Consider the following 22,493-nt stretch of genomic DNA (forward strand, 5'->3'; position numbering starts at 1 on the left):
GATCCTTTTCTTAGCCTACGAATAACATGTCATGATTTGGGTTGTCGAAAAATTCGAGGACCTTGCCGCCACCGCGTGTCACACAAGACAGTGGATCTTCTGCAACCACAACAGGCAAACCGGTTTCTTTAGCCAGCAGCTTGTCCAGGTTACGCAGCAATGCACCACCACCGGTTAACACGATACCGCGTTCGGCAATGTCCGAAGAAAGCTCAGGAGGCGTGTGTTCTAGTGCCGATTTCACCGCAGCAACGATATTTTGCAATGGATCAGAAATGGCTTGGGTAACTTCGTCAGAATTAACCACGATTGCGCGAGGCACACCTTCTGCGAGGTTACGGCCACGAACTTCAATTTCAAGCGGTTTAGCGCCTTCATCTGGCAACGCCATACCCACTTCTTTTTTGATCACTTCAGCCGTGGTTTCGCCGATCACACAGCCATGCGCTTTACGCACATAGTTAATGATCTGCTCATCAAATACATCACCGCCAATACGTAAAGAATCGGCATAAACACAACCCTGCAGCGAGATAATTGCAATTTCAGTGGTACCACCGCCCACATCAACCACCATCGAACCACAAGCCTGCTCGACTGGCATCCCTGCACCAATCGCTGCTGCCATTGGCTCTTCGATTAAACGCACATCACGTGCGCCCGCATTAAACACGGCTTCACGAATGGCACGGCGCTCAACCAGGGTCGATTTACATGGCACACAGACCACGACACGCGGTGCCGGAGTAAATAAACGGTTTTCATGTACTTTGCGAATGAACTGATTCAGCATGGTCTCAGTGACTTCAAAATCCGCAATCACACCGTCTTTCATCGGACGGATCGCTGAGATATTGGCTGGGGTACGACCTAGCATTTGCTTCGCTTCAAGACCGACTGCCGCAACAATTTTATGTGAACCACTATGACGGATGGCTACAACCGTCGGTTCATTTAATATAATGCCTCGTCCTGGCGCATAAATAAGTGTATTTGCTGTACCTAAATCAATGGCAAGATCGGGCGAAAACAAGCCTATTAGTCGTTTTAGAATCACGGGGACGTTCTCAGTTAAACTTTATATGGACGCAAGGTGGCCACTTTAACTAAATGTGATGATTTGGACAAGTCAATCGCTTATCATAACGCATGATAATTTGAATTTTTTTAATACTGATTAGGTAATATTATGTCTACATCGGATGCACAGCATTCTGCAGATTTAAGTGCAGAAACAGTTTCAGCTATTGCCAACCTTGCACGGTTATCTCTCAATGATACGCAATCTGCTGAATATGCTCAAAGTTTAAATAAAATTTTAGGCATGATGGAAACCCTGAAAGGCATCAATACCGATGGTGTTGAACCCCTGAAAAGCCCTTTCGACCACCCTCAGCCGCTACGTGATGATGTGGTTACCGAAACCAATCATCGTGAACAATACCAAGCAGTTGCACCAGCTGTTCAGGATGGCTTGTACCTCGTACCGCGCGTGATTGAGTAATTACTACCCAGTTCATTCTTTTTATTAAATTAAACGTAAAGAATTATTTCTCATGACAGATTTACACCGCTTATCCATTCGTGAACTTAGTGAAGGTCTGGCAAATGCCCAGTTTTCATCTCGCGAATTGACTGAACACTACTTAAAGCGCATTGCAAAAATTGATGCACAGGTCAAGGCTTATGTGACAGTAACTGCTGAACAGGCGTTGGCTGAAGCTGATGCTGCCGATGCTGCAATCAAAGCTGGCAATGCCTCTGCCCTGACTGGTGTGCCAGTTGCCCACAAAGACATTTTCTGTACCCAGGGCATCAAGACCACTGCCGGTTCTAAAATGCTGGACAATTTTATCTCTCCTTACGATGCAACCGTAGTAGCGAAAGGCAAAGCTGCGGGCCTGGTCACTTTAGGTAAAGTGAACATGGACGAATTCGCGATGGGTTCGACCTCTGAGAACTCATATTACGGCGCAACGGCTAACCCTTGGAACTTGGGTCATGTCCCTGGCGGTTCTTCTGGTGGCTCTGCAGCAGCTGTGGCAGCGGATTTAGCACCATTTGCAACTGGTACTGATACTGGTGGTTCTATTCGCCAACCTGCGTCATTCTGTGGCCTCACCGGCCTTAAACCGACCTATGGCCGTGTATCGCGTTTCGGTATGATTGCTTATGCATCATCACTGGATCAAGGCGGTCCGATGGCGCGTTCGGCAGAAGACTGTGCTTACCTGATGAACGTAATGGCAGGTCATGATGCCAAAGATTCAACCTCAATGGACAAAGACGTTGATGACTATGTGGCAAATCTGAATGCTACATCTGTAAAAGGTTTGCGCATCGGTATTCCAAAGCAATACTTCAATGTGGAAGGTCTGGATGCAGACGTAAAAGCACGGGTTGAAGAATCCTTAAAAAAACTGGAAGACATGGGCGCAATTCTGGTTGAGATTGATCTCGATATGACAGAAAGCTATGTGCCGACTTACTATCTGATCGCGCCTGCTGAAGCCTCTTCGAATCTGTCACGTTATGACGGCGTGCGTTATGGCTACCGTGCAGAAAACCCGGTGGACCTGATGGACCTGTACAAGCGTTCACGTTCAGAAGGATTTGGTGCAGAAGTGCAACGCCGTATCCTGATTGGTACGTATGCCCTGTCTGCAGGTTATTACGATGCTTACTATGTAAAAGCACAGAAAGTACGCCGCCTGATCCAGCAAGATTTCCTCAAAGCATTTGAATCTGTTGATGTCATCGCAGCACCTTCTGCGCCAACGACTGCCTATAAAATTGGTGCGGATTTAACGCCAGTTGAAATGTACCTGGGCGATATTTATACGCTTGCGGTAAACCTGGCAGGTCTTCCTGCGATTAACGCGCCTGTCGGTTTTGACCAGAACAACTTGCCAGTTGGTTTACAGCTGATTGGGAATTACTGGTCAGAATCTCAATTGTTGTCTGTGGTACACCAGTATCAGCAAGCAACAGATTGGCATACAAAACGCGCTGCAATTGCTGAGGAGAACGCATAATGGCTCAAGCTCAAAAATCGGCTAAACCAAAATCCAACCTGATTGATGGTTGGGAAGTCGTTATTGGTATCGAGATTCACACTCAGCTTGCCACCAATACCAAAATTTTCTCAGGTTCATCGACTGTTTTCGGTAATGATCCAAACACCCAAGCCAGCCTAGTTGATTTGGCCATGCCGGGCGTGCTTCCTGTATTAAATAAAGAAGTGGTTGATCTTGCGATTCGCTTTGGTTTGGGCATCGATGCGTATATCGACCAAGCCTCTGTATTTGCACGTAAAAACTATTTCTACCCTGACTCGCCTAAAGGCTACCAAATTAGCCAAATGGACAACCCGATTGTGGGCTTGGGTCATATCGACATCCAGCTTGAAGATGGCACAGTGAAGCGCATTGGTGTAACCCGTGCGCACCTTGAGGAAGATGCTGGTAAATCGATCCATGACCAGTTTGAAGGTATGTCTGGTATCGACTTAAACCGTGCCGGTACGCCGCTGCTTGAAATCGTCTCTGAACCGGATATGCGTTCAGTTGAAGAAGCGGTTGCATACATTAAAGCGATTCACACGCTAGTGCGCTGGTTAGGCATTTCCGACGGTAACATGGCGGAGGGTTCGTTCCGCTGTGACTGTAACGTGTCTTTACGTCGTCCGGGTCAACCGTTTGGTACACGTTGTGAATTGAAAAACCTCAACTCATTCCGTTTCATTGAACAGGCGATCAATGTTGAAATTGAACGTCAAATGGAAATTCTGGACTGGGATGGCACCATTGATCAGGAAACACGTTTATTCGATCCTGTGAAGATGGAAACCCGTTCAATGCGTTCTAAAGAAGAAGCCAACGATTACCGCTACTTCCCCGACCCAGACTTGTTGCCTGTGGTAATTGCTGATGAGCAAATCGAAGCAATTAAAGCGACCATGCCTGAGTTGCCTGCTGCACGTCGTGCGCGTTTTGTGGCGGGCTTTGGTGTGACTGAGTACGATGCTCACGTTCTTACATTGACTCGTGAAATGTCAGAGTTTTATGAAGAGGTTGTTAAAGCTGCTGGCGGTGCTGCACAAGGTAAGATTGCGGCAAACTGGGTAATGGGCGAATTCTCTGGTGCTTTAAATAAAGCAGGCTTAGATTTGGCGGACTCTCCTGTATCTGCGGAAAAACTTGGCGGTATGATCGCGCGTATTGTGGATAATACGATTAACGGTAAGATTGCGAAACAAGTATTCGGCTTTATGTGGGACGAAGGCAAATCTGCGGACGAAATTATTGCGGAAAAAGGCTTGAAACAGGAAACTGATACAGGCGCAATCGAAGCGATTATTAAAGAAGTTCTTGCTACCAATGAGAAGATGGTTGAAGAATATAAATCTGGTAAAGAGAAAGCGTTCAACGGTCTTGTCGGTCAAGTGATGAAAGCTGCAAAAGGCAAAGCAAATCCTGCTCAAGTGAATGAGTTGATGAAGAAATTGATTAATTAAGTTTATCTTTCTTTAAAAGAAAAACCCGCTTTAGAGCGGGTTTTTTATGATAATAATTAAATAAATATGATAATATACGTACATAATTTCTTAAAATAATAAGGTAATCCAATGAACATAATTCTTTCTCAGTCTGACTCTAGATTAAAAAAGAAAATTATAAATGAATTGAATTTGGAATTTTCAGAATACCAATACAATGCAAAGTTAGATGAAGATACTACAAACTTATTGATTGTAATTGATCAAAATCTATCTAATTTTGAGGAAGATATTCTCTTAAAAATGAGAAAAAGCACACAGAGTATTGGAATTTGGTCTAAAAATGCAGATAGAAGCTACTTACCTAAAAAAATTCATGACCTTTTAGACTCTCTTGTGTGTGAAGATAATCTTGTCTTTATTCTTAAGATAATTAAAGAAACTACACAAAATATTTTTCAACATCCGGATTGTTCAGAAATAGAGATAAAAGATATCCCAAGAGTGAATTGTCGCACCGGAAAAAAAATCTAATGAAAACATTTTCCTATATTGTAGATCGTGATTTTGGTTTCGCACCAAATCCATTTCATGGATATTGCACACTTGCTGATTGTAAACCTAGAACACGCAAATCCGCCCAAATTGGTGATAGAATTTTTGGTCTAGCTGGTAAAAAGTACAGAAAAAATGGGGCTCATAGATTAATTTATGCTATGGAAGTTACAGAAATTTTAACATTTAATGAGTATTTTAATGATCCCCGATTCCAATGCAAAAAACCTATTTTAAATTCTAGCCTTAAACGACAATATGGAGATAATATTTATTATAAAACTGAAACATCTGAATATCATCAACTTAATTCACATCATTCTTTTGCAAACGGTATTATGCATAATGGTAATAGAGATCATGATACTAAAGTAGACAAAGTATTAATAAGTAATAATTATGTATATTTCGGAGAAAATAAATCGTTTATTCCAGAATATTTATTTAACAATATTGAGAGTGACAAAAACATTATAGTGAAACGTCATCATAAAAATAGATTTCATAAAGATTTTATTAAATTAATAAATAAATATTGGGACAGTTTACCTAGAGGAATTTATGGAAATCCAAATGAATGGTGATAACTTTATTACAGAGTATGAATTCCTTGTGCAACAAACATGTAAAATTGAAAAAAATCGTTTTGATTATGCTTTGTTGGGATTGTATGGGGAAATAGGTAGTCTATTATCAATATCTAAGCGTAAACTTAAAGAGGAAGCTTTAGGTGAGATCACTAAAATAACTCAATTAGAAATTGAAGAAGAACTTGGAGATATTCTTTGGTATTTTACTATGGCAATTAGTGAGTTAAATTTTAAATTAGAAGACCTTATTCAAAAAACTAGTCAGATACTTTATAAACCTGAATTTCTTGAAAAAATTGAACCTAAATATCTTCCGTATATTATAGAAAAAGACTCATTAGTAGATCATCAAAACTTTAAAAACCAATTACTATTTAATTTAAATGAAAAATCGAAAGATCTAAAAGAAAAAAACGAAGATAATTTCACTGCTTTTCTTAAAACATTTTGGAGAGTTTTATTTTTTTATCAAAAAGATTTAAAAAAAATAATAAATACAAATTCTAAAAAAATTAAGAATGATAATTTTGAATGGGATAAAATAAAACAAGATTATCCAAAAATTGAAAAATGCTTTGATTATTACTTTCCAGAGGATGAAAGATTTCCAGAAAAAATAAAAATTGAATTTGTTCAACGCTCATCTGGAAGAATTCACATGAAATATGGAGATGTATTTCTTGGTGATCCTCTAACTGATAACCATAAGGATAAAGATAATTATCGTTACCATGATGTATTTCATATTTCCTATACCGCAATACTCCATTGGTCTCCTGTATTCCGAGCACTTTTAAAAAGAAAAAGAAAAAGTAAGCCTGATTTTGATGAAAATGAAGATTCGGGCAGAGCTATAGTTGTCGAAGAAGGAATTTCTGCTTGGATTTTTAATCAAGCTAAAGAATACAATTATTTTGAAAATCCTAAGGATATTTCTACAAAATTAATTAAAAATGTTCAACTTTTTGTAAAAGGATATGAAGTAGAAAATTGTCCCCCTGCCTTATGGAAAAAAGCTATTTATGAAGGTTTCAAAGTTTTTAGAGAATTAACAACACATAAAGTTGGAATTATTAATATAGATTTAGCTCAAAGAACTATTAAGTTTGAGAAAATAGAAAATGAATAATAAATTAAAATCTCTCATTAATGAATTATCTGATCGATCTTTTATTGATGCTTTCAACCCATATAAAGATTATTGTGAAATCTATGATACTACTAAATCCAATTCAGTAAGAAAAAAAAATCTAGAGTCTTACTTAGAATATTTTTCTAAATTGGAATCTGTTGATTTATGGATTGGACGAGACTTAGGTTATAAAGGTGGGCGAAGAACTGGCATTCCATTTACCAGTGAAATCAATATAAATAATCTGAACTCCAAGCTAGGTCTGGACTTAAAAACTGAATCAATCAATAAAGTTTTATCTTCTGAAGTTTCAGCCAATACAATTTGGGAAATTTTTAACAACCTTTCGAATAATATTATTTTTTGGAATATTTATCCCTATCACCCATATAATATAGGTAATCCTCTTTCTAATAGAAAATTTAATAAAGAAGAAGAAATTTTTGGTTTAACTATACTCAAAACTCTAATCGATTCTTTAAATATTAATAGAATTGTTTGTATCGGTAATGACTCAGCTAATTCTTTAAAAAAAATAAAGATAAAAAATATACCAATATCTTCTGTACGTCACCCTAGCTACGGTGGAGTTAATATTTTCAAGAAGCAAATGGCTGAAATCTATAATATTGATAAATATTACCAAATAGAACTATTTAAAAATAATTGAAAAATCAATTAAACATGAGAAGTATGATGGTAATTTTGAAATTAACAACTAGATTTTAACTAATAAATAGTTAAAACATATTATACTATCAAACTACTTTAAGTAGAGGTTAGCAAATTAATCAATATTTATACTATAAAATCAAAATCAAAAACATGTCAAATTACATTATCTTTCTTAGCATTATCTTGATCACTCTTGTATTCATCATTGGCGCATATCAGTCAAGAAAACGCAAACCCATCAAACCACGTACACTCACAGCCAGAGAAAGCAAAATTGCCAATCTTGCCGATGGTATCGAGCTAATTTTCACACCCATTTTCTGGATCATTAAACTCATGATCGGGATATTCAAATCATAAAGCGGTTGTTAACGATTTTTTTGAATTTGATCATAAAATCGTGTTTGTCCCATATTGAAAATCACTCAACAGGAATACAATCTGCACATTCTCCCATCCCGCCCTTATCATGTCGAAAAACCTCGCTACGCTGATTGGCTTAAGTGCCATTTTACAGTGGTCATCTATCGTAGGATTGCTCAAAAAAATCAGTTTTAGTATTGGACCTGATCTTGCTGTACTCATGATGTATAGCTTAAGCACCCTGCTCTTACTGGCTGTTTTTGGTGTTCCCAAACTCAAAACCATACCTAAATTTTATCTGCTGAGTGCAGCTGCATTATTTCTGGTGTATGAAATCTGCTTTGCCTATGCCGTAGCACTTGCACAAACTGCACAGCAAGCCATTGAAATCAGTCTGGTGAATTATTTGTGGCCGAGTATGACCATTGCCATGCTGATTTTATTTCATGAACTAAAATTTCATAGCTTAGTGGTGGTGGGGCTCAGTATTAGTCTGGCAGGTATTTTTTATATCCAGACTGGCAACGGTGATATTCATTTAGCAACCGTCATTCACAACATGCAAGCCAATCCAACCAGTTACATATTGGCATTTATTGGGGCAAGTTTATGGTCGTTATATTGTGTATTTACCAAAAAATACAGCCAAGGACATAACCCGATCGTGTTCTTTTTCGCGATGGTAAGTGTGGTTCTCTGGAGCAAGACGCTGCTGTTAGATCACGAACAACTGCCACAACTTCTTAATATTGACTTGAATATTATGCTGTATATGTTGCTGGTTTCTGTCGTAACTGGCTTGGGTTATGCAGCGTGGAATATCGGAATTAACCAGGGTAATATTGCGATGCTGGTCGCGTTATCTTATTTTAGCCCGATCTTTTCGTCTATTATTTCGATGTGGGTACTGAATACCAGTCTGTCCCACACCTTTTGGATCGGCACGATGATGGTCACCTTAGGTTCTTTTATTTGCTGGCTGTCGACCAACTGGGAGGAAATTCGAGACCGGCTGTTTCCAGGCAAGCTTTATAAAACTTAAACCACATTTTTGCGGTTTAAGTTTTATTTGTATCTGCAATCCATTAACGGGTGATGCCTAGTTTATTCCACACGTCAGGTGTCAAAAACGTCGTGACCAGTTTGCTCATATCGATATATTTGAGTACACCATTCAGCTGACTTTTGATTTCGGGATTTTTCAGTATTTCCTCGCCCGTGACCTGCCCAAGCTCCTGGAAGCTTTCGCCTACTGCTTGTACCCCTTCAGCCTGAATCACCGCTTTGGTTTGGGTTGGACATTGCTCAACCAGAATCCGCTGTAAAACCGAAGCTAAATTTCTGTCGAGTGTTTCCTTTTGAGTTGCAGTTACATTGCTAAAAGCTTTCAGATCGGGATGATTACCCAATGCCACAAAGGTCCATTGCAAGACTGTGGTTTTATCAGTGGCTGTCGTCGATTTCATCAAACAGTCACTAAGCTGATCAACCGTTGGGCCAGCTATTGCAACCTGAGTCGCCCCAAGCAAAGTCGTTGCCAAGAATACTGCACGAAGACAAGATGAACCTTTCAAATTCATATCCATTTCCCTTTTCATCAGCTCAAGCTGCTTAAACAAAACAGCTTCTTTGTATCATGTAAAAGGCAGGCAAGCCTGTTATGACTCTGTAACCTAAAATCATGAACAAAAAAATCCCGACATCAGTCAGGATTTTTTCAGAATCTATTGATTCAATAACATGATTACCAAATTTTGATGCGTTTTTCTTCCGGTAAATACATGCCATCGCCCTGCTTCACCCCAAAGGCTTCATAGAATGGGTCTTGGTTCAGTAAGGTTGCACGCCCCCGAATAGCTGATGGTGAATGTGGATCAGTTTTAACCAGCTGTAATGCCATTTCAGGACGCATTTTCGCACGCCACGCTTGTGCCCAACCCAAATAGAAACGCTGATCGCCACTAAAACCGTCGATCTCAGGTGCAGGTTGTCCATTTAAAGACAATTTATATGCTTCGTATGCCACCGCTAAACCGGAATTGTCGGCAATATTTTCACCTAAGGTTAATTCACCGTTCACCTTATAGCCAGGCAAGGCATCATAGGCGCTGTATTGTTCCACCAAGGCTTTGGTTTTGGCTTTGAACTTTTCATTATCCTCTTCCGTCCACCAGTTTTTCATATTGCCTTCAGCATCAAAACGACTCCCCTTATCATCAAAACCATGGCTAATTTCATGCCCAATCACGGCACCAATCGCACCATAATTGACCGCATCATCGGCTTTCATGTCAAAGAATGGTGGCTGCAAAATGGCAGCAGGGAAAACAATTTCATTCGACAACGGATTGTAATAGGCGTTTACGGTTTGTGGCAGCATATGCCATTCTTCGCGGTCAACTGGCTTGCCCAGCTTGTTCATTTCGATGTCATAAATAAAACTGTTGGTACGCTGAATATTACCGATTAAGTCGCTATCTTTAATATCTAACTTGCTGTAATCACGCCATTTGTTTGGATAGCCAATTTTCACACTGAAACTTTTCAGTTTACGATGTGCCTGAACTTTGGTGGCATCGCTCATCCAGTCTAATTTATTGAGATTTTGCTCAAATGCCAGCAATAAATTGTCGACCAATTTCTCCATACGCTGTTTTTGTTCAGGCTGGAAATGTTTTGCCACATACACTTGTGCCAGACTTTCACCCAGAATCGCATTGGTCAAATCGACACCGCGTTTCCAACGCGCACGTTGCTCAGTCACTCCACGTAAGGTTTTGCTATACATGTCAAAGTTTGCATCGGCATAAGGTTGGCTTAAATATGCTGCATTACCATTAATCAGGTGAAATTTAAAATAGGTCTGCCATGAATTAATCGGTGTTTTTTCTAAAATTTGATTGAGATCTTCAAAATAACTTTTTTGCGCCATAATCACGGTTTTGGTTTTTTTATCTAGGCCTGTGGCTTTAAAATAGGTTTTCCAATCAAATGCCGGCACTAAAGTTTTTACATCTTTGAGTGCATAGACATTGTACATTTTTTCTATATCGCGATTTTGCACGCTGTCCCATTGCACTTTGGCAATGTCGGTTTCTAACTGCAAAATTGTCTGCGCATGTGTGCTTGCTTCAGCTTCTATTTCACCAGAAAGCATAAGCAGTTTTTCGATATATTTCACATACGCTTCACGTGCTATTTTTAATTTTTCATCGTCTTTTAAATAGTAGTCACGATCAGGTAAGCCTAAACCGCTTTGTCCCATCATTACCGCCATTTGATCGGACTTTTTCAAGTCTTGCATCACACCAAAATCAAAAGGTGTGGTGACTCGAGTTTTCGCAAATTCCGCGACCAACAACGTAAAGTCTTTTGAGGTTTTCATAGCTGAAATTTTGGCTAAATCTGCTTTAAGTGGCATTAAGCCTTTAGTATCTAAAGTCTTAGTGTCCATAAAGCTGGCATATAGGCTACCGACTTTTTGTTCATTGGTTCCATAAGCGGATTTTGTTTTGGCCAGGTCTTCGACAATGGCATGCAACTGCTGAGTCGAATTTTCACGTAACTGGGTAAATGCACCCCAGTTTGGCATATCAGCAGGGATTTCTTCATTGTCTAGCCAGTGACCATTCACATGCTGATAGAAGTCCTGTTGTGGAGCGATTTTTTTATCAAAGTATTGCTGGTTTACACCTGAGCTTAATTGTTGCGCCACAACAGTTTGATCTGAAGCATAATTTGCAGAGGAAACTGCCAGCAAGGCACTTACCAGGGCGGATTTTAGAAAAACTTTCAAAGCTTGTTATCCTCGCGCTTCATTGCGCAGTTGAGTTATCAATATGTGTGGATTTCATCATCGAACACTTAAGTCTTTATAAGCAGCATATATGCCAGTTTTGAAACAGGTTTTTGCTCTACATAATGTTCTTTTTCAAGAAAAACAGGCATGTTTCTTTTCAGGTTGACAGACCTATTTTTCTCATTCTGTTACCAGATGGATATCCGTTTTTCTGGAGGTAAATACATCTTGTCACCTTCTTTAATTTCGAAAGCCTCATAGAAACTCTGTTGATTACGTACAGCGCCATTTCCACGCACGGGTTCCGGGGCATGGAGGGCAAGATTCAGACTATTCAACAGATATTCAGGATTACTCTTGCTGCGCCATACCTGTGCCCAACCCATATAAAAGCGCTGATCCCCACTAAAGCCATCAATGACAGGTGCTGGCTGACTTTTAAGGGATAATCTATAAGCCATATGTGCGACACCTAACCCCAGGTTATCTGCAATATTTTCACTTGTATTTAATTCAGCATTTACCTTGTATCCGGGTAATGCTTCATACTGTTTATATTGCTCGACCAAGGCTTTGGTACGTTCATTAAATTTTTTACGGTCATGCTCGTTCCACTTTTCTCCACCCTTACCTTTTGCATCAAAATGACTGCCCTTATCATCAAAACCATGACTAATCTCATGTGCAATCACAGCGCCTATGGCCCCATAATTGACCGCAGGATCATGGCTTGTATCATAATAAAATGGAGGCTGCCAGATTGCCGCTGGTAGCACGATTTCATTGAGTTGGGCGTTATAGTAGGCATTTGCCGATTGCGGCAACATGTACCAGGTTTCCGGATCAATGGCCTGTCCTACCTTGTCCAGTTCACGTTGAAAATTTAATATTCGGGTACGCTGGATATTTCCGATCAGATCATCTTTACGAATTTCCAAGGCTGAATAGTCGCGCCATGTTTTTGGATAGCCAACTTTGACATTAATACTATCCAGTTTATGGCGCACTTCTCTTTTGGTATCCGCTCCCATCCAACTGGCCTGATCAAGTTTTAGATGAAATGCTTTACGGATATTTTCCACCATTTCCAGCATGGCCGGGCGTTGTGTTTCATCAAAATACTTTTCTACATAAAGCTTGCCAAGAATATTCCCTAAAATGCCGTTGGTCAGTTCAAGAGCAGATACATCACGTGGAGAACGCGTTTGGATTCCATTTAAAGCAGTATAATAAAAGTCAAAATAATGTTTCTGAAAAACTTCAGTTAAATATGGTGAATAACTGTTGATCAAATTAAATTTCAAATAGGTTTGCCAGGTTTCGATCGGAATGACCTTCCATAATTCGTCCAGTTGTCGTAAATAATCAACCTGAGAGATAGCAACCTCTTTTCCTATACCTTTTAGGCCTAGTTCTGAAAAATAACTCATCCAGTCAAAAGAAGGCATGAAGGTAATAACATTTTTAGGTGCAAAGATATAGGTTTTCACCTCATCATGGCGTAACTCCGTGGCTGACCAGCTAATTTTTGCCAATGCCTTTTCCAAAGCCAGGATGGTGCGTGCATCTTCAATCGGCTTGGGCTGACCGGCAAAATTTAAGGTATTGGCAACATACAGCAGATAAGTATTCCGAAGTTCTTGGTGGCGTGGTTGCTCGCTCAGATAAAAATCACGGTCAGGCATGCCCAATTCACCCTGCCCCACAAACATCAAAGCCCTTGAAGACGCTTTTCGGTCCTGATGAAAATCGGTAGAAAATGGCAAGTTCAGGTCAATTTTTTCTGCATAGGCAAAGAATTCTGCCAGATCTTTTTTAGTCCTGATATTTTCAATCCGCTGCAAGTCTTGTTGTAATCCTGCTAACCCAATGTGCTCCAGACGTTTGCTATCCATATAACTGGCGTATAAATCTGCGACTTTTTGTTCATTGCTGCCTTGCGGATGCTGCTTTTTAGCCAGTTCATTAAAAATGGTAAATAACTGATGACTTGACTTCATACTCAATTCGGCAAATGCACCTGATAGGGCCTGATCTTCAGGAATTTTTGCAGTTTTCAGCCAGTTTCCATTTACGAACTGATAAAAATCCTGCTTTGGGTCTACTGTCCTATCAATAGAGCTAAGATCAATTGCTGACTTTAAGTAAGTCGTAGTCACTGCATGATTCATTGGTGAAGCTATAAATGCACCCATAAAAATCAAGTGACTTAAAATATATTTTCTCAAGCGATAAATCTCATTATTTTATATGGTTGAAATCAATTGGTTTTTTATTTTTTAACGCATTGTCCTCTATATTCAAAACTGAATAGTTTTAAGCAAAGGATGTACCAATATAACTCATTATATATGGTTGAATAATCTTAAATTTAATCAACAGAAATAATAAATAAATTCCCGATAATGACTACTACCTGATATGAAAGCTTCTTTTTATTTCTGGCCTGCTAAATTTTTTAATATCACCATAGCAGTCATTATTCATTTTTCTAACCCCATAAAAGCAAAATATTTTATCAGTTTTAGAGCTATTTTTAATATTCTCTATCTTGGTGCTTATAAGCATAAATCAAACTATTTTTCATTTCGATCGCCTGAAAAAGAGATACACGCTCTCTTTTTCAGGCACTAAAATTTTCACGAAAAGATCTTAAAGTTACTTGATCTGTCTTAACATATTTTTTGCACCACTATGATTATAGTTATTGGCTAAATTTTGCAGAATCCGCTTGGATTGAGCTTTAGCATTCGGGAAACGGCTGGCATAGACCGGAATACTGTTCAGGCAGCGCGCGACCAGCATCCCTGATTCAGTATAGACACGTGTCCCTTCTGTACCCTGCAATTTTCCATAATTATAGGCACGCTGTGCGTTGTTACAGGCATTGTTAAGATTCTTGCCGCTGTTAATATCACGACGTGCCGCCACATAACTTTTCATCTGTTGTTGCTGAGGTGTTTCTGCCACCACAGCGCGAGCTGATGCTGCCAGCTGTCTTTTTTCTGCTTCTCTTTTCTCCAGCTCTCTTCTTTCTAATTCTTTGCGCTCTACTTCTTTTCTCTCCATATCTTTGACCGCTAATTCCTTAAGTTCCTTGGTATTCTTTGCAGCAGAAGCTTTATTAGTAGTGGTATTTTTGAGCAAGGAAGCCATATTTTTTTCAGCTGCAAGCTTGGCTTTAGGACGATAAAAATTTTGGGCTTTGGAAAGACTCATAAGTTGGGTGAGTAATCGAACACTGCGCGTCTGGCTGGTTTTATCAACCTGCCGCTCAGAAATCGGCTCAATCGAAACAATCCAGCTTTCTGTCAGATCATCCATACGACACTGATAGGCACCACTTCCCTGGACAACACCTCGATTGCTGCTCAATCGTTTGCGTTGAGCCACATCTGCTACAGCATTAAAAGTACTTTTGTACAGCAGAGAAAATTTACCGCCCTGTTCATGACAATATTGCGTCAGTATGGACCGAGGATACATCGCCTGAGTGGTATTATTTTTCTGTGCTTGCCCCCAAAGATAAATATAATCTTTTGCACTACCATCACGTTGATTTAAAGCCCGTTTGGCAATTAGCTCGTCAGGACTGGCAAAAGGATGTAAAACCTCTGTTTTCAACCGGTTCATGCTATTACAACCGACTAAACTCGCTACCCCTATTATTAGAATAATTACTTTTAGCTTCTCAGCAAACATCTCAACCCCAAACCCCTGTATAACAAAGCGAAAATAGCACAAAACCATAAACACAAGATATTGATAATTATAAAATTTAAACGGTAAAAAAATACATATCCGTCTCAAGTCTGCTAATTGTGCCAAGCTTCACATGATAAAAATTGACACAAGTATCATTATTAACCCAGATCAAATAATAAACAATACTATATAGGACTCAAGAAAAAGAAAGAAAAAACACATAAAAAACCGAAGAAGGCGGTGATTCCTTCTTCGGCGGCTTATTCAGATAACGCTACAGAGCTTTATTATTATGTGTAATAAAAATTACCTTTTATCCACTATAGCATTGCCTGAACAAGATCAGCATAAGAATAATTTCCTCAACGTACATTTTTTATTTTTATACGTGAACCACTGGAAATTAAACACCATCTTGGCTGGCCATTAGGATTCTAGCCAAGAAAAAAATAATTGAATACCCCAATATTGGGAGGTTCTACAACTATTTTTCCGGTTCATTCAGATAGGGGGTAGATCGTTATTTTCCATTGGATTTTGTGAACTAAATCACAATAAACAAAAGCCAAAATTAAATCTGTTTGGCTGATAAAGTACACCAATAATATAAGAAAAAATTAATCGATATGTGATTCAAATGCTTTCAAACGTTTATAGATTGACATGAGCTCAATAATGGTAGGCCATGACAATATCAAATACTGGAAAGATTCGCGGACTTTGCCAAACACGTTCAGGATTTGCATCATCAAACCCAGCGTAATAGCACCCGCTGCAATACTTGGAAACAGAATAAATAATCCGTAAATATTGTCTAACTGCAAATACCAGATCCGGACCATATTGAAATAAGCATAATGAAAATACAGCCTGAAGTAATTCCAGCGTACCCGGCTAAACAGTTCTTGTAATGTCAACGGATGTGCCCGATCAGCATAATCTTCGCCATATACCAGCTCTTTGCGATATGCTGCCTCAACTTTCTGGTTATTGAACTCCAGTCCGGGCAGTTTCATTCCTACAACCATTAAAATGATCGTACCCAAGAGTGCCCAGCCGATTGAGGCCCACATTAAAGCATGTGGTATTTCTCCCACAATTGGCAAGACCTTCACGTGACTAGATAGCTGATACAAGATCGGAAGGAAGGCCATTAGTAACATAAGTGCTTCAATCAGCGAAACACTCAACTGTTCCGTAGTTTTAGCAAAACGCATGGTATCTTCCTGGATACGCTGCGATGCACCTTCAATATGGCGTAATTGCTCCCAATGCGCGGTATAATAGTTATTCATCGCGGTACGCCAGCGAAAGACGTAATGGCTGACAAAAAACAGGTTAAATACAGCCAAAGTGACATAAACTATTGCAATATAAATAAAGGTTAATGCCCCTTGATAAAGCAATGACACATCACCTCCGCCTTTGGTGAGCATCTGTTGGATCTGGTCATAAAACGGACTGTACCATTCGTTTAATACCACATTTACCTGCACCCCGAACCAGATATTAAACAGGATAAATGCCGACCCCCAGACTGACCAGCGCTGCCATGGATGTCTGGCTTTCCAGTACCAGAACAGGGCAAATATAGCAGTCGCAATGCAATACCAGAGATAGAACCAGATAAATTGGTCCGACCAGAAACGACCGATGCCTATCGTAAGTTTTTCATCAGGAGATCCTTCAGGGAAACCCAGATAAACGCCCCATCCTGATCCGCCACTATGCCAAAGCACAAGATTAATGATAAACCACAAAATCAGACTACTAAAAAACCAGATGGGTTGTGGGAAAAATGACTTAAACATACCGACACAGTTCTCCTTATGTCTTTTGGTCATTCAAATAACCCATATTTTATTCTTATTGAGGATTTTTACTGTTATAAAGCATTATTTTTAAATTTAGTGTAAAAGACAGGAGGATACTTGTTCTCTGAAAGCTTATTTTTAGCTGTCAACTCTGCATGATAATTCTTTTTCGTATATTCTCAGTTACTACCCGCTAACTCTTCATAGTAGGGGAGTAAAAAGCACAAAGATCATAATTTTTTTGAACTTTTCCCTCTGCGCAAATTTTTTATTTTTATTATTTGTCGGGTTTCTGTAAAAAATCTAATACATCTATACTCTGAAAAAGTAGATTGAAAATCATGTATACCGCATGTCTTCTGGAGATTCCTCTCTGAATGGCCGTATTTCTCTTTACTTAAACAAGTCATTGATCGAGTTCTCAGTTTTTTGAAGAAATGGTTAAATTTTCAAAAATCATGCTATGATTTAATTATCGAAAAGTAATCTTATTTTGGAAAAGCTATGGAAAGTTCGGTAATTGAATTACTCAAACCAGTGACGCTAAGAAAGGAAAACTGCGATCCTATTATTTTTGAAGCTGGCACTGTTTTGAAAGTTGTCATGCAGACTCCAACCAGTCTTCTGGTGAGTAATGATGATGACTTTAACTTTACAATTCCTTTAAAAGACGAAAATGAGGTCTGGAGAGAAATCTGAGTATTTCCCCTCCCCCCATGTTGATGATTGGGTTGTATCAGGTATTGGCGCTTTAATTTAAATGGTACGACCCCCCAACTTAGCCTCCCTCTCATAGCTTATTCATTATTTCTTAAAACTTATTCTCTCGCTTGTAATGCCCTGCATATACTCATTCTAAAGTTATTCATTCCTTCAAAAAATATTTATGAAATTCATTTATTTATTAATAGTAAAAAATTAGAAATAGTCATTTTTTGATCTTTTTTGTTAACTTTATTTTCCTAAAAAGTCCATTGCATCACTCCTGTCTCTTTAGCACAACTTTATCCAACTGCTTTTCCTCATCTAAAGAATGAGAATTTTCAAGTTATTTATGGTCGACAAATAACAGTTTACAAACTTGCCTTTTCTCAAAATATTTATACCTTATGGTAAAATACATAGACCAGAATGAAAAAATCAACCTTGACTCTCAATTTACCAGGCTGCTTCAGCTAAATAAATTTAAAAAATTAATCTGTAAAAATTTTATAATGAAATCTTCTTCTATGATTTATTTCAGTAAATAATCTTTTTCTAGATTATTCATTAACATATAAAATCTTTATTTTTCATAAACTTAATCAATAAACTATTTTAAATAAAAAATTTAAAAATATTAATACTTAAAAAAATAAAAATATTTAAAAATAAAATATATCCTTGAATAAATATATTTATTATCCAAACAATACTCATTATTAATATAGTAGGAACAATTATTAAAATACAACAAAAAACCATCCTATTTAAATAAAAGCATTAAAAATTCCTCTTAATCCATTTTTAAATTTAATTAAAAATAATAGCACCTCATCTAAATATTTCTAAATCTTACAAAGTAACAATATTTGTTAAAAGTGTTTCGTTTCTGCACTTAAAGCCAGAATTTTAAATGAAATATGCTATAAATTTAATTAAACCAATGACAATTCAAATGGTTTTAAATTTTAATTAAATTTAATTTCAGAGGCTTAGGTAATATTTATGTCAACTCCAAAGGCAGATCAAGACCAAGAAGATTCACTTGTAAGCCCTTCTTATATATTACCTCATATGATTTTAACCCAGCTCAAATCTTTTATTTATTCACATAAAGTAGTTTTATTTCTTGATATTGACGGGACCATTTCTGAATTTCACCCTGACCCGGAAAAAAGTATAATCAGGAACGAAACTTTAAATATCTTAAAAGAATTACAAAAATATATTAGCTTGGTATTAGTGACAGGCCGCTCAATTGCACAAGCACAAAAACTCATTTATCCATTCACCTGGAATATTGCCGGCTCTCATGGTCTGGAATTATGCTATCAGTCAAATTTAACAAATTTAGTTAATTTAAATTCTAGACAGTTTGAATTATTAAAAAACCACATTAATGAGCGGTGCCTTGATTTTCCTAAGCTTCGGATAGAAATTAAAGATTATTCTATCGCCCTACATTTTCGTGAACATCCTTATTTAGAACAACAAGTACACACATTTGCCCTAGATTGTCTCGCTCACTTTCAAGATTTTGAACTTAAGGCTGGAAAGTTTGTATTTGAACTGGTACCCAAAGGTGCAAATAAAGGTGCAGCCATCCAAAAGATTATTCAACATTATCATTTAAATGATTATTACCCCATTTTTATTGGAGATGATCTGACTGACGAAGCCGGTTTTAAGGTCATCAATACTCTTAAAGGCTGCTCCATTAAAGTCGGCCCAGGCAAAACCCTGGCACACCATCGCCTTGAAAAGGTAACCCAGGTGCAGGCTTTTCTTGCGGAATTCTTAGAAATATTGAAAGCACAACAACAATTATTATTGGAGAAATTACATGTCAAAACTCATAGTGTTATCTAATCGTGTAAATCTACCCAAGGCAGACAATACCCAGGCAGGTGGATTAGCGGTTGCTTTGCAGGATGCTTTGCATGATATAGGCGGTATCTGGGTTGGCTGGAATGGATCCCGAGTTGAACAAACGAAAGAACAGAAATTCCAAATCCTGAAACATCAGAATGTTGAATATCATACGAGCCCTTTGACCGAGTCCCAATATCAGGGTTTTTATTGCGGTTTCGCCAATAATGCATTATGGCCACTAATGCACGATCAACATCAACTGGTAGATTATCAGCCCCAGGATTTTAAAATTTATCAGGATGTTAATTTACGTTTTGCCAAACACCTGAAACAGGTGGCCTCTCCTCATGACATCATCTGGATCCATGATTACCATTTTTTAAGTGTGGCGCATTATTGTCGTAAGCTCGGCATGCGTAACCGTATTGGCTTTTTCCTGCATATTCCTTTTCCTGAACTGAGACTCTGGCAGACTTTACCTGCTTATCGCGATCTGGCCCATCATTTAGCCAATTATGATGTAGTGGGTCTACAAACTTCTCGCGATCAGGAAAATTGTCTGCAGTTCCTTGAACAGACCTTGAAAGTCCAACATCGTCATAGTGAAATATTGAATTATCAATCTCGAAAGATTCATGTGAAATGCTATCCAATTGGTGTGCATCCTGTGCAACTACAAAATCAGGCCTCAGATACCCATCTAGAAAAGCTGCCCTTTAGTCTCGACACAGCGCCGCCTTATAAAACCATCATTTCGGTTGACCGGATTGATTATAGTAAAGGCTTATTGGAAAAAATCGGATCTTTGCAGAGCCTGCTAGAAGATCAGCCAGAATTTAAAAATCAATTCCAGCAATTACAAATTGCCTGCTCATGCCGGCTGGATGTAAAAACCTACCAAAATCTGTATGAGCAATTTAAATCTGCCGTGCAGGAACTTAATACCCAGCAGGGTACAGCGGACTGGTTACCTTTTAATTGCAGCTATGACACCTTGGGGCATGAAGCCTTGATGCAACTCTATCGCAAGGCAGATATCTGCTGGGTAAATTCGATCCGGGACGGTATGAACCTGGTTGCCAAAGAATATATTGCTGCACAGGACCCTCTAGATCCCGGTATCTTGATTCTGTCTAAATATGCAGGCGCTGCCGAACAAATGAGAGAAGCTTTACTGGTGGATCCATATGAACACGACAGTATGGCCAAGGCCCTGAAAAAAGCGCTACGCATGCCTAAATCAGAACGTTTAGAGCGTTATCGGTATTTAAATCAGGGCTTGAAAAACTTCGATATTATTCGCTGGCGTGATCAGTTCATTACTGACCTGAAAAACTCGCAAAGTCTGCGGATCTATCGCCCTGTGGCTACCGGAGCATCAACCCAGTTTAGCGTAACTGCTTAAGTTTTGAGCCTAAAAAAACACCAGCATTAAGCTGGTGTTTCATTTTGAAGAGGGGCAACTGCATCTCCGCCTTGGTGAACTTCTCTTGGCTCTGCAGTGAGATGATTCAAAATCGTAATACCCAACAGGCCAATCGCAATGACGCTAAATACCAGACTTAATCCAATCATTTCACTGCCAAATCCTACCAATGCTGGTCCAATCAATGAACCTGTATAAGCAAATACCGATACATAAGACAATGCTACATGTGAAGCCAAGGTTTTTTGACGTCCTGCACGGGAAAACATCAGCGGTACAATATTGGCACTACCTAAGCCTAAAATTGCATAACCTACCAATACTACCTGCCAGACTGGCGCAAACACTACTGTCAATAAACCAGTGGTCGCCAGGAGTGCACTTAATAAAATCGTATTTTTTTCACCCAACTGGTTAACAATCAAGTGTCCGCTAAAACGTCCCAATACCATCAAGCCAGCAAAGAAACTGTAAGCTAAACCGGTTTGCGCAGCTGGTAAACTGAACTCAGTGCTCAGATAAATACCACTCCAGTCCATGGCGGCACCCTCAGAGAGGAAGGCAACAAAACAGATCAGACCAATGCCTAAAATCGCCAAGGTCGGTGCTGCTTTTTTCACAGGCTGTTCTGGTGACAATGCTTCATCTGTCACTGTTTTAGACTCAGCACCCAAGCTAAAAGGAACAGCAATTAAGGCAATAAGCAGCAAAATGCCACTGACAATGATCGCACCGCTTAAAGGTGCCAGTCCGAATCCCATCAACATGGTCATACCCAGCACCCCAGCCAGACCACCTAGACTACATACCCCATGAAAACCAGACATTAAACTTTTACCGAGTTTTTTCTCAATCTGTGCAGCCTGCATATTGACAGTAACACCCAAAGCGCCAGCACTTGCACCAAATAAAAACAGGCTGACAGCCATCATTATATGATTTGGGCTATAAGCCAGCGCAGGGAGAATGAACATCAATGCACTCAGAATCACTGCTAAGACTGCACGGCAACCCAAGGCATTGGCCAGTCGGCCTGCCAGTGGCATAGCCAGCATCGAACCGATCCCGGCACAGAGCAATAGCAGACCGAAATCAGCATGATTTAATAACAGGCGCTGCTGTGCATATGGAATTAACGGAGCCCAAGCCGCAGTACCAAAGCCCAAGCAGAAGAAGCACAACGCAGTCGCTATTTTCTGCCATAAATATGGTGATGGAGACTGAATTCGAGAAAGCAGTGTTTGATTGAACATTGTATTACCAAAAAAGAGGGTTCAGGCATCCATTACCGAGCATCCATATAAAAACCCCACAGACTTATAGTTAAAATATATAAGTATGCAGGGCTGAATTTGTGTGAAT

The 22,493-nt window shown here is 39.0% G+C and carries 18 protein-coding genes; 11 read left to right on the plus strand and 7 right to left on the minus strand.

What is annotated here, in order from left to right; translation table 11 throughout:
* Nucleotides 1-10: 10 nt before the first annotated feature.
* The gene (locus tag VXQ92_RS11490) at nt 11-1,057 is read right to left on the minus strand and encodes a rod shape-determining protein (protein WP_064095714.1); all 1,047 of its coding nucleotides are present in this window, start codon (nt 1,055-1,057) and stop codon (nt 11-13) included.
* 132 nt (nt 1,058-1,189) lie between these two features.
* Here VXQ92_RS11490 and gatC point away from each other — a divergent pair, with 132 nt between their 5' ends.
* The 8 genes from gatC to yddG all read left to right on the plus strand — a co-directional run bounded on the left by gatC (nt 1,190) and on the right by yddG (nt 8,855).
* On the plus strand, nt 1,190-1,504 hold the full coding sequence (gene gatC, locus VXQ92_RS11495) for an Asp-tRNA(Asn)/Glu-tRNA(Gln) amidotransferase subunit GatC (protein ID WP_064095715.1): 315 nt from the start codon (nt 1,190-1,192) through the stop codon (nt 1,502-1,504).
* A gap of 52 nt (nt 1,505-1,556) precedes the next feature.
* Nucleotides 1,557-3,035, plus strand: coding sequence for an Asp-tRNA(Asn)/Glu-tRNA(Gln) amidotransferase subunit GatA (gene gatA / locus VXQ92_RS11500; protein WP_416681748.1), 1,479 nt, complete (start codon nt 1,557-1,559; stop codon nt 3,033-3,035).
* Nucleotides 3,035-4,516 (plus strand): Asp-tRNA(Asn)/Glu-tRNA(Gln) amidotransferase subunit GatB, encoded by a 1,482-nt coding sequence (gatB, locus tag VXQ92_RS11505; protein WP_416681750.1) that lies wholly within the window; start codon nt 3,035-3,037, stop codon nt 4,514-4,516. The genes gatA and gatB overlap by 1 nt, the downstream gene beginning before the upstream one ends.
* Before the next feature lie 111 nt (nt 4,517-4,627).
* Complete coding sequence (locus VXQ92_RS11510) at nt 4,628-5,032, plus strand: hypothetical protein (RefSeq protein WP_416681752.1); 405 nt, start codon at nt 4,628-4,630, stop codon at nt 5,030-5,032.
* Nucleotides 5,032-5,637: a hypothetical protein gene (locus VXQ92_RS11515; RefSeq protein ID WP_416681753.1), complete on the plus strand. Its 606-nt coding sequence runs from the start codon at nt 5,032-5,034 to the stop codon at nt 5,635-5,637. The genes VXQ92_RS11510 and VXQ92_RS11515 overlap by 1 nt, the downstream gene beginning before the upstream one ends.
* Nucleotides 5,627-6,772, plus strand: a complete 1,146-nt coding sequence (locus tag VXQ92_RS11520) for a hypothetical protein (protein ID WP_416681755.1) — start codon at nt 5,627-5,629, stop codon at nt 6,770-6,772. The genes VXQ92_RS11515 and VXQ92_RS11520 overlap by 11 nt, the downstream gene beginning before the upstream one ends.
* The gene (locus VXQ92_RS11525; RefSeq protein WP_416681756.1) at nt 6,765-7,445 is read left to right on the plus strand and encodes a uracil-DNA glycosylase; all 681 of its coding nucleotides are present in this window, start codon (nt 6,765-6,767) and stop codon (nt 7,443-7,445) included. Before VXQ92_RS11520 ends, VXQ92_RS11525 begins: the two co-directional genes overlap by 8 nt.
* Nucleotides 7,446-7,919: 474 nt before the next feature.
* Nucleotides 7,920-8,855, plus strand: a complete 936-nt coding sequence (yddG, locus tag VXQ92_RS11530) for an aromatic amino acid DMT transporter YddG (RefSeq protein ID WP_416681757.1) — start codon at nt 7,920-7,922, stop codon at nt 8,853-8,855.
* A gap of 43 nt (nt 8,856-8,898) precedes the next feature.
* Here yddG and VXQ92_RS11535 read toward each other — a convergent pair whose 3' ends face one another.
* The 5 genes from VXQ92_RS11535 to sbmA all read right to left on the minus strand — a co-directional run bounded on the left by VXQ92_RS11535 (nt 8,899) and on the right by sbmA (nt 17,128).
* Entirely contained in the window at nt 8,899-9,393 is a 495-nt protein-coding gene (locus VXQ92_RS11535; protein ID WP_416681759.1) for a hypothetical protein, read from the minus strand.
* Nucleotides 9,394-9,557: 164 nt separating this feature from the next.
* Nucleotides 9,558-11,609 (minus strand): M13 family metallopeptidase, encoded by a 2,052-nt coding sequence (locus VXQ92_RS11540; RefSeq protein WP_416681761.1) that lies wholly within the window; start codon nt 11,607-11,609, stop codon nt 9,558-9,560.
* A gap of 191 nt (nt 11,610-11,800) precedes the next feature.
* A complete protein-coding gene (locus VXQ92_RS11545) occupies nt 11,801-13,807 on the minus strand; it encodes a M13 family metallopeptidase (RefSeq protein ID WP_416681762.1) in 2,007 nt (668 codons plus the stop codon).
* Between the two features lie 463 nt (nt 13,808-14,270).
* A complete protein-coding gene (locus VXQ92_RS11550; RefSeq protein WP_416681764.1) occupies nt 14,271-15,245 on the minus strand; it encodes a hypothetical protein in 975 nt (324 codons plus the stop codon).
* A gap of 689 nt (nt 15,246-15,934) precedes the next feature.
* Nucleotides 15,935-17,128 (minus strand): peptide antibiotic transporter SbmA, encoded by a 1,194-nt coding sequence (gene sbmA / locus VXQ92_RS11555; RefSeq protein WP_416681800.1) that lies wholly within the window; start codon nt 17,126-17,128, stop codon nt 15,935-15,937.
* A gap of 507 nt (nt 17,129-17,635) precedes the next feature.
* On the opposite strand from sbmA, the gene VXQ92_RS11560 reads away from it, so the two are divergent.
* The 3 genes from VXQ92_RS11560 (at nt 17,636) to VXQ92_RS11570 (ending at nt 21,110) form a co-directional block, all read left to right on the plus strand.
* Nucleotides 17,636-17,830, plus strand: coding sequence for a hypothetical protein (locus VXQ92_RS11560; protein ID WP_064095723.1), 195 nt, complete (start codon nt 17,636-17,638; stop codon nt 17,828-17,830).
* A 1,008-nt stretch (nt 17,831-18,838) separates the two neighbouring features.
* Nucleotides 18,839-19,702 (plus strand): trehalose-phosphatase, encoded by an 864-nt coding sequence (gene otsB, locus VXQ92_RS11565; RefSeq protein WP_416681766.1) that lies wholly within the window; start codon nt 18,839-18,841, stop codon nt 19,700-19,702.
* Nucleotides 19,677-21,110 (plus strand): trehalose-6-phosphate synthase, encoded by a 1,434-nt coding sequence (locus tag VXQ92_RS11570; RefSeq protein ID WP_416681768.1) that lies wholly within the window; start codon nt 19,677-19,679, stop codon nt 21,108-21,110. Before otsB ends, VXQ92_RS11570 begins: the two co-directional genes overlap by 26 nt.
* Before the next feature lie 26 nt (nt 21,111-21,136).
* Here the strand turns inward: VXQ92_RS11570 and VXQ92_RS11575 are convergent, their stop codons facing one another.
* Nucleotides 21,137-22,384, minus strand: a complete 1,248-nt coding sequence (locus tag VXQ92_RS11575) for an MFS transporter (protein ID WP_064101602.1) — start codon at nt 22,382-22,384, stop codon at nt 21,137-21,139.
* Between the last annotated feature and the right edge of the window lie 109 nt (nt 22,385-22,493).

The sequence above is a fragment of the Acinetobacter sp. 228 genome (assembly GCF_048147885.1).